Raw genomic sequence first — 13,234 nt, 5'->3', positions numbered from 1 at the left:
GGTGCCGGTGGGACGACCTGCTGGGTCGGACGGTGCTGGTGTTGCTCGGGTTCTTGTTGTGTCTCGCGTGACGGGTTCCCCGTCCGGGTTACCCGTCCCGTTCCTCATTCACATGGACGCGCGGAACACGCGTTCCGATCCGGGTCACGATCTCGTAGGCGATGGTTCCGGCCGCCTGGGCCCAGTCCTCCGCGGTGGGCTCTCCGCGGTCCCCGGGCCCGAAGAGGACCGCCTCGGCCCCCGCCACGGGCTCGTCGCCCCCCAGGTCCACCACGAACTGGTCCATCGCGACCCGCCCGGCGATCGTGCGCCACTTGCCCTCGATGAGGACCGGCCCGGCTGAGGAGGCGTGCCGCGGGATGCCGTCCGCGTAGCCCAGCGGCACCAGGCCGAGGGTGGTCGCGCCGGGGGTCAGATAGTGGTGGCCGTAGCTGACGCCGTGCCCGCCCGGTACGCGCTTGACCAGGGCCAGCGAGGCGGACAGCGTCATCACCGGGCGCAGCCCGAAGTCGGCCGGGGTGCCCAGCTCGGGGCTGGGCGAGATGCCGTAGGTGGCGATGCCGGTGCGGACCAGGTCGAAGTGGCTCTCGGGGAGTGTGAGGGTGGCCGGCGAGTTGGCGATGTGCCGGACCTCGGGCCGTACGCCCTGTCCCTCGGCGTACGCGACCATGTCGCGGAAGACGCCGAGCTGGGCGGCGATGGAGGGGTGCCCGGGCTCGTCGGCGCAGGCGAAGTGCGACCACAGCCCCGTGACGCGCAGCAGCCCCTCGGCCTCGGCCCGCAGTGCCGAACGGACCAGCGCGGCCCAGTCGTCCCCGGGCTGGCACCCGTTACGACCGAGCCCCGTGTCCGCCTTGAGCTGCACGCGAGCGGGCCGGTCGGCCCCCTTGGCCGCCTCGACGACCTCCTCCAGGGCCCACATGCCGCTGACGGACACGTCCAGCTCGGCCTCGATCGCCTCGCGCCACGGTCCGCCGGGCGTCCACAGCCAGCACATGATGCGCCCCGGCAGCCCGGCGGCCCGCAGCGCGAGGGCCTCCTCGGGCGTGGCCGTGCCCAGCCAGCTCGCTCCCGCGGCGAGGGCCGCCCGCGCACACGGCACAGCCCCGTGCCCGTACGCCTCGGACTTCACCACGGCCATCACGGCCGCGCCCGGCGCATGGGCGCGCAGAGCCCGCACATTGGCCCGCAACGCGGCCAGATCGATCTCGGCACGGGCCCGCAGGGGCGCGGTCGCGGCTGTTCTCTCACTCATCGCGCCCAGTGTCTCAGAGCCCCCCGACCCCACCACGCCGGCAGGCCCACCGCCATGTCGCCACGCCCCCGGCCGAGTCCACCCCAGCCCGTCCGGCGTTCGAGGACCAGGCGTTCAGGCCGAAGCGGGGGTCCGGGGGCGGCAGCCCCCGGGGTCGGGACGGGAAGGGGCGGCGGGGGCGAGCCACCCCACACCAACCCCCACCCACCCGTCACTCACCCCACGACATTCCGCCAAGCACCCGGAACCGCCTCCGCCACCTCATGCGCCCCCACCGGCCCCCCACCCGCCGCCAACCGCCCGGCCAGCCCGTGCAGATACGCCCCCACACTCCCGGCATCCACCGAGGACAACCCCGCCGCCAGCAACGACCCACCCAGCCCCGACAGCACATCCCCGCTCCCGGCCGTCGCCAGCCACCCCGTCCCCGTCGGATTCACCCGAACCGCCCCACCCCCCGAGTCGGCCACCAGCGTCGTGGACCCCTTCAGCAGCACCGTCGCCCCGTACCGCCGCGCCAGCGACCGAACCGCCGCCAGCCGACCCCCCTCGACCTCCCCCCGCTCCACCCCCAGCAGCGCCGCCGCCTCCCCCGCATGCGGCGTCATCAGCGTCGGCGCCCGCCGCCCCCGCACCACGTCCACATCCGCCAGCCGCAACCCGTCCGCGTCGATCAGCACCGGCACGTCCGCCGCCAGCACCTCCGCCACCGTCGCCGCGTCGTCCCCGGCCCCCGGCCCGACGACCCACGCCTGCACCCGCCCGGCGTGCTTGGGACCCTGGTCCGACACCAGCGTCTCGGGATACCGCGCGATGACGGCGTCCGCGGCCGGCCCGACGTACCGCACGGCCCCGGCCCCGCCCCGCAACGCGCCCGAGACGGCGAGTACCGCGGCCCCCGGGTAGCGCGCCGACCCGGCGGCGATCCCGACCACGCCCCGCCGGTACTTGTCGCTCTCCGCCCCCGGCACCGGCAGCAGCCGGGCCACGTCCTCGTGCTGCAACGCCTCCAGCTCGGGCTCGACCGGCAGCTCAAGACCGATGTCGACCAGCCGCACCGACCCCGCGTACTCCCGCGCGGGATCGATCAGGAGCCCCGGCTTGTGCGTCCCGAACGTCACGGTCAGATCGGCCCGCACGGCATGCCCGTGCACCTCGCCGGTGTCGGCGTCGACCCCGCTCGGCAGATCGACGGCGACGACGGCCCCGCGCGAGCGCAGCGCGGCGGCGGCCAACGGCACCACCTCCGGCCGCAGCCCACCCTTCCCGCCGATCCCGACGATCCCGTCGACGACCAGGTCCGCGCCCTCGACGAGCGCCTCTCCGTCCCCGGCCCCCGCGACCCGCCCCCCGGCCCGCCGCAACGCCGCGAGCCCCGCGGCGTGCGCCCGCTCCGGGGAGAGCAGTACCGCCGTGACCCCGGCCCCGCGACGGGCCAGCCGGGCTCCGGCGTACAGGGCGTCACCGCCGTTGTCGCCGCTGCCGACCAGCAGCACGACCCTGCTGCCGTACACCCGCCCCAGCAGGTCGGCGCAGGCCGCGGCGAGCCCGGCGGCGGCGCGTTGCATCAGCGCCCCCTCCGGCAGCCGCGCCATCAGCTCCCGTTCGGCGTTCCGGACCGTCTCCACGCTGTACGCAGTACGCATGCGGTCGAGTTTCCCGCAGGACCGCCACCCCACGCCCCCTCACGCGCATCCCCCACGCCTCACGCCCCCTCAGACGCATCCCCCACGCCTCACGCCCCCTCAGACGCATCCCCCACGCCTCACGCCCCCTCAGACGCATCCCCTACGCCCCCGCCGCCCTGCACCCCCGGGCACCCCGCCTCTCCCCGCACCCGCGAACCATGTCGCCCCCTCCCGCGCCCGTGAACCATGTCGCCCCCGTTGACGCCCCGCCGCCCCTTTGCCAGACTCCCGCCGCACAGAAAGCGCTTGCACACTCCCCCACGTTCGACGAAACCGAGGCCCCCATGGGACGTAGAGCCGCATTACTGGCCGCCGCCGGTGCCACCGCCCTCCTCACCGCCGCCGGCACCCTGACCGCCCCCGCCACGGCCGCCCCCACCCGCGCACTGGCCTGCGGAGACGGCTCCTTCCAGGCCGAGGCCGTGCAGAGCGGCGGCACCTGGACCGCCCGGCGCGGCGGCAGCACGGTCTACACCGGCACCGACATGCGCGCGGCCGTACAGGCGGCGGTCAACAGCCTCACCGCCGGGCGCACCTCCAAGGAACGGGTCGTGGTCCGCGGCTCAGGTTCGGTCTCGGCGGGCTCCCGCATCTCGCTGCCGAGCTACACCGTCCTCGACGTCTGCGGCACGATCAACGTCACCGGCAGCGGTTCGGGCGACCAGGCACCGGTCTACTCCCGCGGCACCCGCGACATCGAGGTCCAGAACCTCAAGCTCACCGGCACCCCGCTCTACGGCATCTTCCTGCGCAACGTCCAGAACGTGGTGCTCGGCCAGATCGACATGCGCCTGAGCCGCGGCCTGGGCGTCCGCATCGACAACCGCGGTGACACCAGCCAGTGGACGCGCAACGTCCGCATCGACAACGTCTACGTCTCCGGCGCCTCCAGCCACGCGGTCGAGACGTACGGCGTCGACGGCCTCACCGTCGGCACGGTGACGGCCCGTAACGTCGGCGAGTCGGGCCTGCTGCTCAACCAGACCATCAACGCCCAGGTCACCAAGGTGGACGCCGAGAACGCCGGCACGGGCACCGGCTACGCCGCCTTCCGGATGGCCAACCGCAACGGCCGGATCGGCAGCGGGTACCCCACCAACATCCGGGTCGGCGAGGTCGTCGCGCGCGGTGGCGGACGCGGCGTGTTCTGTGTCTCGGAGAGCGGCGGGGCCGTCATCGACAAGGTGACGCTGTCCAACACCGGCAACAACTCGGTCCTGATCGAGAACTGCTACAACGTCAGCCTCGCGGCACAGAGCGGCACGATCACGGGCGGCGGCGAACTGCGCCTGGCGGCCCGCTCGGAGTTCCCCAACAACAGGGACATCACCGTCCAGAACCTGACGGTCACCAACTCGGCCATCAGGGAAAGCCCGTGCGGCGAGAACACGACCTTCCGCAACATCACGCGGGTGAACAGCAGCCAGTCGATCTGCTGACCCACACCCCCTAGACCCCGGAGACCCCCCAGACCCCCATGCTCCGAAACCCCCGCCACCCCACTCGGCGGGGGTTTCGGGGTCCCGCCCCCGCGCACGGCAGCCCGGGCGTATGATCGAGTCGCGTTTTGAACTCGTTCAAAAAAGGGGGATCGACGAGACATGACCAGCTCGACAGCATCCAACGACGCGGACAGCCCCGCCACCGCCCTCGGCCCGACGGCCCTGCTCCTCGGCACCTTCTCGGCCGTGGGCACCTGGGCGTTCCTGATCCCGTGGACCGCGCTGGCAGGCGCCCTCGCGGTGACGTTCGGGACGATGGGCCTGCACTACGCCCGCAGGGGCACGGGGCGGCTGTGGCCCGCGGCGGCCGGTACGACCCTGGGCGCGATCGGCCTCGTCGGCACGATCACGCTGATCTGGTCCCTGAGCCAAGGCTAGGGCCTGCCCTTGGGCTGAAGCCGTTACGCGGGCCTCACCCCTCCGCGATCACCACCGCTGAGGCCACCCCCGCGTCATGGCTCAGGGAGACGTGCCAGCTCCGCACGCCGAGTTCCGCGGCCCGGGCGGCCACCGTGCCGCTCACCCGCAGCCGGGGCTGTCCACTGTCCTCGACACAGACCTCGACGTCCGTCCACAGCAGCCCGGCCGGTGCGCCGAGCGCCTTGGCCAGTGCCTCCTTGGCCGCGAACCGCGCGGCGAGGGAGGCGACGCCCCGCCGCTCCCCGCTGGGCAGCAGCAACTCCCGCTCCACGAACAGCCGCTCGGCCAACGCGGGCGTACGCTCCAGTGAAGCCGCGAACCGCTCGATCTCGGCAACGTCGATGCCGACCCCGATGATGCTCATGGGCAGCACCCTACGGTGACGGGCCCGATCCGGCGCGAACGGCTCCCGGGCACCGCCCGGGAGACCCCGTGATCCTCAACTCCTCCTCCCCGCTATAGAGTTCGCGCTGACCGCGATGTGCAAACGGCATCGCACCAAACGGGAGGACACCGTTCATGAAGTTCACGTCGCTGGGGACCGCGGCCACGGCCATAGCCCTGTTCGCCACGGCCCTCACCGGCACCGTCGCCACCGCCGGCACCGCCGCCGCGGCGACCAAGCCCGACTGCAGCAGCGCGCTGACCAACGTGAAGCCCAAGGCCACCGTCAACCTCCGCAGCCAGCCCAAGACGAGCTCGACCGCGCTCGGCACCTGGAACAAGGGCCAGAAGGGCGGCATCTGCTTCGGCGGCAGCAAGCCCGTCACCGGCGGCAGCTACACGGCCTGCGGCAAGACGAGCAACAAGTGGTACTTCGGCGGCCCCAACAGCACCAGCAAGGAAGGCTGGGTCCCGGCGACCTGCCTGCCGATCTGAGCGGCTGACGGCCTGACCGGCTGATCGAAAGGGGCGAACGGCATCCGGCCGTTCGCCCCTTGTGCTCACTCCGAAGACCCGCTCACTCCGAAGACCCGCTCACCCCGGAGACCCGCTCACTCCACCGTCACCGACTTGGCCAGGTTCCGCGGCTGGTCCACCTCGTTGCCCCGGGCCGTCGCCAGCTCGCAGGCGAACACCTGGAGCGGCACCGTGGCGACGAGCGGCTGGAGCAGGGTCGGCGTGGCGGGGATGCGGACCAGGTGATCCGCGTACGGCACGACCGCCTCGTCGCCCTCCTCGGCGATCACGATCGTCCGGGCACCGCGCGCCCGGATCTCCTGGATGTTGGACACGATCTTGTCGTGCAGCACCGACCGCCCGCGTGGCGACGGCACCACCACGACCACCGGCAGGTCCTCCTCGATCAGCGCGATCGGCCCGTGCTTCAGCTCCCCGGCCGCGAACCCCTCGGCGTGCATGTAGGCGAGTTCCTTGAGCTTCAGCGCGCCTTCGAGCGCCACCGGATACCCCACGTGCCGGCCGAGGAACAGCACCGTCTTCTTCGAGGCCAGCGTGCGCGCCAGTTCCCGCACCGGCTCCATCGTGCCCAGCACCTGCTCCACCGCACCGGCGATCGACGACAGGTCGCGGATCACCGCCCGGATCTCGTCGCCCCACTTCGTGCCGCGCACCTGGCCCAGGTACAGGGCGACCAGGTAGCACGCCACGAGCTGTGTCAGGAACGCCTTGGTCGAGGCGACGGCCACCTCCGGCCCGGCATGTGTGTACAGCACCGCGTCCGACTCACGGGGGATCGTCGAACCGTTGGTGTTGCAGATGGCCAGCACCCTGGAACCCTGCTCACGGGCGTGCCGCAGCGCCATCAGCGTGTCCATGGTCTCGCCGGACTGGGAGATGGCGATGACCAGTGTCTGGGCGTCCAGGATCGGGTCCCGGTAGCGGAACTCGCTCGCCAGCTCCACCTCGCAGGGCAGCCGCGTGAAGTGCTCGATCGCGTACTTGGCGATCATCCCGGCGTGGAAGGCCGTACCGCAGGCGACGATGACGACCTTGTCGGTCGCCCGCAGCACGCCCGGCGGGATCCGCACCTCGTCCAGCGTCAGCGAACCGGAGCCGTCGATCCGGCCCAGGAGCGTGTCGGCGACCGCCTTGGGCTGCTCGGCGATCTCCTTGAGCATGAAGTAGTCGTAGCCGCCCTTCTCGGCGGCGGAGGCGTCCCAGTCGACGTGGTAGGAGCGCACATCGGCCGGATGGCCGTCGAAGCCCGTGACCGTCACACCGTCCCGGCGCAGCTCCACCACCTGGTCCTGGCCCAGTTCGATGGCCGAGCGGGTGTGGGCGATGAACGCGGCGACGTCCGAGGCGAGGAAGGCCTCGCCGTCCCCGACGCCCACCACCAGCGGCGAGTTGCGCCGCGCGCCCACCACCACGTCCGGCTCGTCGGCGTGCACCGCGACCAGCGTGAACGCGCCCTCCAGCCGTCGGCACACCAGCCGCATCGCCTCGGCGAGATCCGCGCAGGAGGAGAACTCCTCGGCGAGCAGATGGGCGACGACCTCGGTGTCCGTCTCGGAGGCCAGGTCGTGGCCGCGCTCCGCGAGTTCGGCGCGCAGCAGGGCGAAGTTCTCGATGATGCCGTTGTGCACCACCGCGACCCGGCCCGCGTTGTCGATGTGCGGGTGGGCGTTGGTGTCCGTCGGCGCGCCGTGCGTGGCCCACCGGGTGTGCCCGATGCCCGTCGCGCCGGACGGCAGCGGCCTGCCGTCCAGCTCCTTCTCCAGGTTGAGCAGCTTGCCGGCCTTCTTCGCCGTCGCCAGCCCGCCGTCGGCCAGGACGGCGACGCCCGCCGAGTCGTACCCCCGGTACTCCAGCCGTTTCAGCCCGGCCATCACGACCTCGAGCGCGGACTGCGGCCCCACGTATCCCACGATTCCACACATGGGCGGCAGCTTAGGGTCGATTCCCGTACCGAACCGGTCGTTGTGTGCCCGAAATCGGAAATTCCCACCGGGGTATGAGGCCCTGCGTCAGACCTTCGCCCGATAGGCCCGCATGGCCAGCGGATAGAAGACCAGGGCGATGCCCGCCGCCCACACCAGCGACCACAGCACCGGCTCCGCCACCGCCCCGCCCAGCAGCAGCCCCCGGAACGCGTCCGACAGATGGGTCACCGGATTGACGTCGCTCCACGCCTGGAGCCAGCCGGGCATCGTGTCGACGACGACGAACGCGCTGCTGGTGAAGGTGATCGGGAAGATGAGCGTGAACGCGAACGCCTGGACCTTCTCGGCGTCTCCGGCCAGCATCCCGATCAGCACCGCGCTCCAGGAGACGGCCGCGGCGAACACGATCACCAGCAGGGCGCCGAGCAGGAAGCCGCCGAATCCGCCGGTGACACGGAAGCCGAGCGCCAGCCCGAGGCCGATCATCAGCAGCAGCGCCCACAGGTGCTTGGCGAGGTCCGCGGTGATCCGGCCGATGAGCGGGGCGGAGCGGGCGATGGGCAGACTGCGCAGCCGGTCGAAGACGCCCTTGGTGAGGTCGGTGTTGAGGGCCATCGCCGTGTACATCGTCATGAACAGGGTGTTCTGCACGATGATCCCGGGCAGCGCGTACTTCAGGTACGCGTCGGGCGAGCCGGCCATCTGCCCGCCCAGCACATAGGTGAACAGGAACACGAACATGATCGGCGTGATGCTGTAGTCGACCAGTTCGAGCGGGTTGTGCTTGACGGCGACCAGGCTCCGCCAGGCCATGGTGAAGGTCTGCCGCAGCCCGGCGAGGGGAGGCACCCGGCCCGACGCGGTGACCGGCGCGGTGAGGGTGGTGGCGTCGGCGGTCATGACCGGCTCACCGCCTTGTCCAGCTCCTCGTCCTCCCGGACGGCCGCACCGCCGTCCTGCTCCGCCTCGCCCGGCTCGGCGCGGTGGCCGGTCAGGGAGAGGAAGACCTCGTCGAGCGAGGAGCGACGCAGGGCCAGCTCTCCGACGGCGATGCCCTCCCGGTCCAGCGCGCGCACGACGGCCGGCATCAGCTCGGGGTCCGGCACCGGCGCGGTGACCGTCTCGCCCTCGATCCGGGCCCGCGGCCCGGCGGCCCCGGCCACCAGCGCGTGCGCCCGCGCGAGGTCCCGCCCGGCGATCGGCCTGAGCTCCAGCACCTGCCCGCCGACCTGCGCCTTCAGCTGGTCCGGTGTGCCCTCGGCGATCACCCGGCCCTTGTCGATCACCACGATGTCGTCGGCGAGGACATCGGCCTCGTTCAGATACTGCGTGGTCAGCAGGGCCGTCGCACCGTCCGCGACCAGACCGCGCAGCAGGTCCCACAGCTCACCGCGGCTGTGCGGATCGAGACCCGTGGTCGGCTCGTCGAGGAAGAGGATGCTGGGCCGGCCGACGAGGCTGGCCGCGAGGTCCAGGCGTCTGCGCATGCCGCCCGAGAAGGTCTTCGCGGCCCGCCCGGCCGCCTGGGTCAGCTGGAAACGCTCCAGCAGTTCACCGGCCCGGGCCTTCGCCTCCCTCCTCGGCAGTCCCAGCAGGCGGCCGATGAGCAGCAGGTTCTCGGTGCCGGTCAGGTTCTCGTCGACCGCCGCGTACTGCCCGGTCAGCCCGACCAGAGAGCGCACGACCCCGGCCTCCCGGACCACGTCATGGCCGGCCACCCGGGCCCTGCCCCCGTCCGGGCGCAGCAGCGTCGCGAAGATCCGCACCGCGGTCGTCTTCCCCGCGCCGTTGGGCCCCAGCAGCCCCAGCACCGTGCCCTTGCGGGCCGCCAGATCCACGCCGGCCAGCGCCTCGGTCTCCTTGAACCGCTTGACCAGGCCTTCCGCCTCAATCGCGTACGTCATGGGTACTCCCAGGCGTTCGTGGACCCCGGACCGAGCCCACCTCTGACACAACTGTGACCCACACCACTGACATTCCACCCGCACCGGCTTTCACCAGGAGGAAGCGGTGCGAACACCCCGCGTGACGGATCCCACCTCACCAACTGTTCGTACGCCCGTAACAATGGACTGTGATCTCTCCGGTCTCCTCGATGCCCCGGAGCGCCCACCGGCCCCGCCCGGAGGCGACTCCCTACGTCGACCTCACCCGAGCCGAGTGGAGCGCGCTGCGTGACAAGACGCCGCTGCCACTGACGGCCGAGGAGGTCGAGAAGCTGCGCGGTCTCGGCGACGTGATCGACCTCGACGAGGTGCGGGACATCTACCTCCCGCTCTCCCGCCTGCTCAATCTCTACGTCGGCGCCACCGACGGCCTCAGAGGCGCGCTGAACACGTTCCTGGGCGAGCAGGGCTCCCAGTCGGGCACCCCGTTCGTGATAGGAGTGGCCGGCTCGGTCGCGGTCGGCAAGTCGACCGTCGCCCGTCTCCTCCAGGCCCTGCTCTCGCGCTGGCCCGAGCACCCGCGCGTCGAGCTGGTCACCACCGACGGCTTCCTGCTCCCCACCAAGGAACTCCAGGCCCGCGGCCTGATGTCCCGCAAAGGCTTCCCGGAGTCCTACGACCGCCGCGCCCTGACCCGTTTCGTCGCCGACATCAAGGCCGGCAAGGACGAGGTCTCCGCGCCCGTCTACTCCCACCTGATCTACGACATCGTCCCCGACAAGCGACTGACGGTCCGCCGCCCGGACATCCTGATCGTCGAGGGCCTGAACGTCCTCCAGCCGGCCCTGCCCGGCAAGGACGGCCGCACCCGGGTCGGTCTCGCCGACTACTTCGACTTCAGCGTGTACGTCGACGCCCGCGTCGAGGACGTCGAGACCTGGTACCTCAACCGCTTCCGCAAGCTGCGCGCGACCGCCTTCCAGAACCCCTCCTCGTACTTCCGCAAGTACACCCAGGTCTCCGAGGAGGAGGCCCTCGACTACGCCCGGACGATGTGGCGCACGATCAACCGGCCCAATCTCGTCGAGAACATCGCCCCGACCCGCGGCCGCGCCACCCTCGTCGTGCGCAAGGGCCCTGACCACAAGGTGCAGCGGCTCAGCCTGCGCAAGCTGTGACGCCACCGGCGAAGGCGGGTTAGATGAGCGCCATGCTCCATCTGCGTCTGATCACACCGTCCGACCGGACCGACGAGGTGATCCTGCTGATCGGGAAGACGGTCGGCACCACCCACCTCGTCGTGCTGCCGGGCGCCGCCCGCGACCCCGCCGGGGACGTGGTGATGTGCGACGTGGCGCGGGAGGCGGGCGACGAACTGCTCGCCCGACTGCGGGAACTGGGCATCGACACCACCGGTTCCATCGCCGTCGAGAGCATCGAGCTGTCCCTGTCGGAGCGGGCGGACCGGGCGGAGGCCGACGCACCGGGTGAGGGCGCGGACGCGGTCCTGTGGGAGCAGCTGACCGAGGCGACGCACGAGGAGTCGGCCCTCTCCGTCACCTACCTCGCCTTCATCACGCTCGCCACCATGATCGCCGCGTGCGGCGTGGTCCTGGACAACGCGATCCTGATCGTGGGTGCCATGGCGGTGGGTCCGGAGTTCGGTCCCCTCACCGGCATCTGCACCGCGATCGTCCGACGCCGACCGCACCTGGCCCTTCGCTCGTTGATCGCGCTGCTGGTGGGCTTCGCCGCGGCGATGGCGGTGACGGTCGCCTTCAGCCTCTTCATGGACGCGGCCGGCCTGTTCACCGAGACCCAGCTGGAAGCCGAACGCCCCAACACCGGCTTCATCTACGCCCCCGACTGGTTCTCCTTCGTCGTGGCGGTCCTGGCCGGCATCGCCGGCACCCTCTCCCTGACCTCGGCCAAGTCGGGCGCACTGGTCGGTGTCGCCATCTCCGTCACCACGGTCCCGGCAGCGGCGAACGCGGCCGTGGCCCTGAGCTACGGCGACACAAGCCAGACCTGGGGCTCCACCCAGCAGCTCCTGCTGAACCTGCTGGGCATCATCGTCGCGGGCACGGCCACCCTGCTGATCCAGAAGTGGCTCTGGTCGAGACAACGCCAGGGGGTCGGCAAGCTCTAGGGGCGCGGGGCTGTGCCGATATGCGGCTCCGCCGCGTGGGCGCGACAAGCCACAACGACCCGCAGCCCGCAGTCAACCGCAGCCCCCACCCCCGACCCGCCCGACTACCCGAGCGCCGACTTCACCGCATCGGCCAACCGCCCCGCGACAGACCGAGCCTGCTCGATATCGGCCGCCTCGACCATCACCCGGACCAACGGCTCCGTCCCGGAGGGCCGCAGCAACACCCGCCCGGTCTCACCGAGCTCCCGCTCCGCATCGGAAACCGCCGCCGACAACTCCGCGGACGTCCCCACCCGCGACCTGTCGACATCCGGCACATTGATCAGCACCTGCGGCAGCCGCTCCATGATCCCGGCGAGATCGGCGAGCGTACGCCCGGTCTGAGCCACCCGCGCCGCCAGCAGCAGCCCGGTCAGCGTGCCGTCCCCGGTCGTCGCGTGGTCGAGGATGATGACGTGCCCGGACTGCTCGCCCCCGAGGGCGAACCCGTGCTCCTTCATCTCCTCCAGCACATACCGGTCACCGACGGCGGTCTGCACCAGCCGGATGCCCTCACGCTCCATGGCGAGCTTGAACCCGAGGTTGGACATCACCGTGGCCACGACCGTGTCGGACCGCAGCACGGACCGCTCCCGCATCGCCAGCGCGAGCACGGCGAGGATCTGGTCCCCGTCCACCTCCGCACCGGTGTGGTCGACGGCGAGGCACCGGTCGGCGTCACCGTCGTGCGCGATGCCGAGATCGGCCCCGTGCTCGACGACGGCGGCCTTGATCTTGTCCAGGTGCGTCGAACCGCACCCGTCGTTGATGTTGAGCCCGTCCGGCTCGGCCCCGATCGTGACGACCTCGGCACCGGCCCGCTGGAACGCCTCGGGCGAGACCCGGGCGGCGGCGCCGTGCGCCTCGTCGAGGACGACCTTCAGCCCGTCGAGCCGGTTGGGCAGGACGCCCAGCAGATGCGCGACGTACCGGTCGGCGCCCTCGTCGTAGTCCCGTACGCGGCCCACCCCGGACCCGGTCGGCCGGTCCCACGGCGCGCCGGTGCGGTGCTCCTCGTAGACGGACTCGATCCGGTCCTCCAGCTCGTCGGCGAGCTTGTGCCCACCGCGGGCGAAGAACTTGATGCCGTTGTCGGGCATGGCGTTGTGGCTCGCGGAGAGCATCACCCCGAGGTCGGCGCCGAGCTCCCCGGTCAGGTACGCCACGGCGGGCGTCGGCAGCACGCCGACCCGCAGGACGTCCACACCGGCGCTGGCGAGGCCCGCGACCACGGCGGCTTCCAGGAACTCCCCGGACGCACGGGGGTCACGCCCGACCACGGCCCTCGGCCGGTGTCCCTCGAACGTGCCCGCCTCGGCCAGTACGTGTGCCGCGGCCACGGAGAGGCCCAGGGCCATCTCCGCCGTCAGATCCGCGTTGGCGACACCGCGCACGCCGTCCGTGCCGAAGAGTCGTCCCACAGTGGTGTCCTCCGTATTGCTCAAG

Annotated in this window: 12 protein-coding genes; 5 read left to right on the top strand and 7 right to left on the bottom strand. The window is 71.8% G+C overall.

The features are described 5' to 3' along the window. Positions 1-88: 88 nt before the first annotated feature. Both alr and ACFZDE_RS11240 read right to left on the bottom strand, forming a co-directional pair. Positions 89-1,255, bottom strand: a complete 1,167-nt coding sequence (gene alr / locus ACFZDE_RS11245; RefSeq protein WP_391199426.1) for an alanine racemase — start codon at positions 1,253-1,255, stop codon at positions 89-91. 215 nt (positions 1,256-1,470) lie between these two features. Beyond that, positions 1,471-2,901, bottom strand: a complete 1,431-nt coding sequence (locus ACFZDE_RS11240) for an NAD(P)H-hydrate dehydratase (protein WP_391199424.1) — start codon at positions 2,899-2,901, stop codon at positions 1,471-1,473. 326 nt (positions 2,902-3,227) lie between these two features. Between ACFZDE_RS11240 and ACFZDE_RS11235 the strand changes: the two genes are divergently transcribed. Next, positions 3,228-4,382, top strand: coding sequence for a hypothetical protein (locus ACFZDE_RS11235; protein WP_390993180.1), 1,155 nt, complete (start codon positions 3,228-3,230; stop codon positions 4,380-4,382). A 162-nt stretch (positions 4,383-4,544) separates the two neighbouring features. Further along, on the top strand, positions 4,545-4,823 hold the full coding sequence (locus ACFZDE_RS11230) for a hypothetical protein (RefSeq protein WP_390993177.1): 279 nt from the start codon (positions 4,545-4,547) through the stop codon (positions 4,821-4,823). Between the two features lie 34 nt (positions 4,824-4,857). On the opposite strand, the gene ACFZDE_RS11225 is transcribed toward ACFZDE_RS11230, so the two are convergent. Further along, positions 4,858-5,229 (bottom strand): holo-ACP synthase, encoded by a 372-nt coding sequence (locus ACFZDE_RS11225; RefSeq protein WP_391199423.1) that lies wholly within the window; start codon positions 5,227-5,229, stop codon positions 4,858-4,860. 155 nt (positions 5,230-5,384) lie between these two features. On the opposite strand from ACFZDE_RS11225, the gene ACFZDE_RS11220 reads away from it, so the two are divergent. Next, positions 5,385-5,744, top strand: a complete 360-nt coding sequence (locus ACFZDE_RS11220) for a hypothetical protein (RefSeq protein WP_390993172.1) — start codon at positions 5,385-5,387, stop codon at positions 5,742-5,744. Positions 5,745-5,860: 116 nt separating this feature from the next. On the opposite strand, the gene glmS is transcribed toward ACFZDE_RS11220, so the two are convergent. From glmS to ACFZDE_RS11205, 3 genes are all read right to left on the bottom strand, one after another. Further along, positions 5,861-7,708, bottom strand: coding sequence for a glutamine--fructose-6-phosphate transaminase (isomerizing) (gene glmS, locus ACFZDE_RS11215; RefSeq protein ID WP_390993169.1), 1,848 nt, complete (start codon positions 7,706-7,708; stop codon positions 5,861-5,863). 87 nt (positions 7,709-7,795) lie between these two features. Beyond that, entirely contained in the window at positions 7,796-8,611 is an 816-nt protein-coding gene (locus ACFZDE_RS11210) for an ABC transporter permease (RefSeq protein WP_391199422.1), read from the bottom strand. Then, the gene (locus ACFZDE_RS11205) at positions 8,608-9,615 is read right to left on the bottom strand and encodes an ATP-binding cassette domain-containing protein (RefSeq protein WP_391199420.1); all 1,008 of its coding nucleotides are present in this window, start codon (positions 9,613-9,615) and stop codon (positions 8,608-8,610) included. Before ACFZDE_RS11205 ends, ACFZDE_RS11210 begins: the two co-directional genes overlap by 4 nt. A gap of 191 nt (positions 9,616-9,806) precedes the next feature. Here ACFZDE_RS11205 and coaA point away from each other — a divergent pair, with 191 nt between their 5' ends. Together coaA and ACFZDE_RS11195 are read left to right on the top strand one after the other, a co-directional pair. Continuing rightward, positions 9,807-10,775 carry a type I pantothenate kinase gene (gene coaA, locus ACFZDE_RS11200; RefSeq protein ID WP_390993934.1) on the top strand — a complete coding sequence of 323 codons (969 nt, stop codon included), beginning with the start codon at positions 9,807-9,809 and terminating at the stop codon, positions 10,773-10,775. 32 nt (positions 10,776-10,807) lie between these two features. Continuing rightward, positions 10,808-11,746: a DUF389 domain-containing protein gene (locus tag ACFZDE_RS11195; RefSeq protein ID WP_390993933.1), complete on the top strand. Its 939-nt coding sequence runs from the start codon at positions 10,808-10,810 to the stop codon at positions 11,744-11,746. A gap of 104 nt (positions 11,747-11,850) precedes the next feature. On the opposite strand, the gene glmM is transcribed toward ACFZDE_RS11195, so the two are convergent. After that, complete coding sequence (gene glmM, locus ACFZDE_RS11190; RefSeq protein WP_390993160.1) at positions 11,851-13,209, bottom strand: phosphoglucosamine mutase; 1,359 nt, start codon at positions 13,207-13,209, stop codon at positions 11,851-11,853. Positions 13,210-13,234 lie beyond the last annotated feature (25 nt).

The sequence above is a fragment of the Streptomyces sp. NPDC007929 genome (assembly GCF_042959065.1).
Classification (GTDB): domain Bacteria; phylum Actinomycetota; class Actinomycetes; order Streptomycetales; family Streptomycetaceae; genus Streptomyces.
This window is presented reverse-complemented; position numbering and strand designations above follow the sequence as displayed.

Coding starts and splice junctions, on each gene's coding strand:
- alr (WP_391199426.1), bottom strand. CDS start 1,255: ATGAGTGAGAGAACAGCCGCGACCGCGCCCCTGCGGGCCCGTGCCGAG.
- ACFZDE_RS11240 (WP_391199424.1), bottom strand. CDS start 2,901: ATGCGTACTGCGTACAGCGTGGAGACGGTCCGGAACGCCGAACGGGAG.
- ACFZDE_RS11235 (WP_390993180.1), top strand. CDS start 3,228: ATGGGACGTAGAGCCGCATTACTGGCCGCCGCCGGTGCCACCGCCCTC.
- ACFZDE_RS11230 (WP_390993177.1), top strand. CDS start 4,545: ATGACCAGCTCGACAGCATCCAACGACGCGGACAGCCCCGCCACCGCC.
- ACFZDE_RS11225 (WP_391199423.1), bottom strand. CDS start 5,229: ATGAGCATCATCGGGGTCGGCATCGACGTTGCCGAGATCGAGCGGTTC.
- ACFZDE_RS11220 (WP_390993172.1), top strand. CDS start 5,385: ATGAAGTTCACGTCGCTGGGGACCGCGGCCACGGCCATAGCCCTGTTC.
- glmS (WP_390993169.1), bottom strand. CDS start 7,708: ATGTGTGGAATCGTGGGATACGTGGGGCCGCAGTCCGCGCTCGAGGTC.
- ACFZDE_RS11210 (WP_391199422.1), bottom strand. CDS start 8,611: ATGACCGCCGACGCCACCACCCTCACCGCGCCGGTCACCGCGTCGGGC.
- ACFZDE_RS11205 (WP_391199420.1), bottom strand. CDS start 9,615: ATGACGTACGCGATTGAGGCGGAAGGCCTGGTCAAGCGGTTCAAGGAG.
- coaA (WP_390993934.1), top strand. CDS start 9,807: ATGCCCCGGAGCGCCCACCGGCCCCGCCCGGAGGCGACTCCCTACGTC.
- ACFZDE_RS11195 (WP_390993933.1), top strand. CDS start 10,808: ATGCTCCATCTGCGTCTGATCACACCGTCCGACCGGACCGACGAGGTG.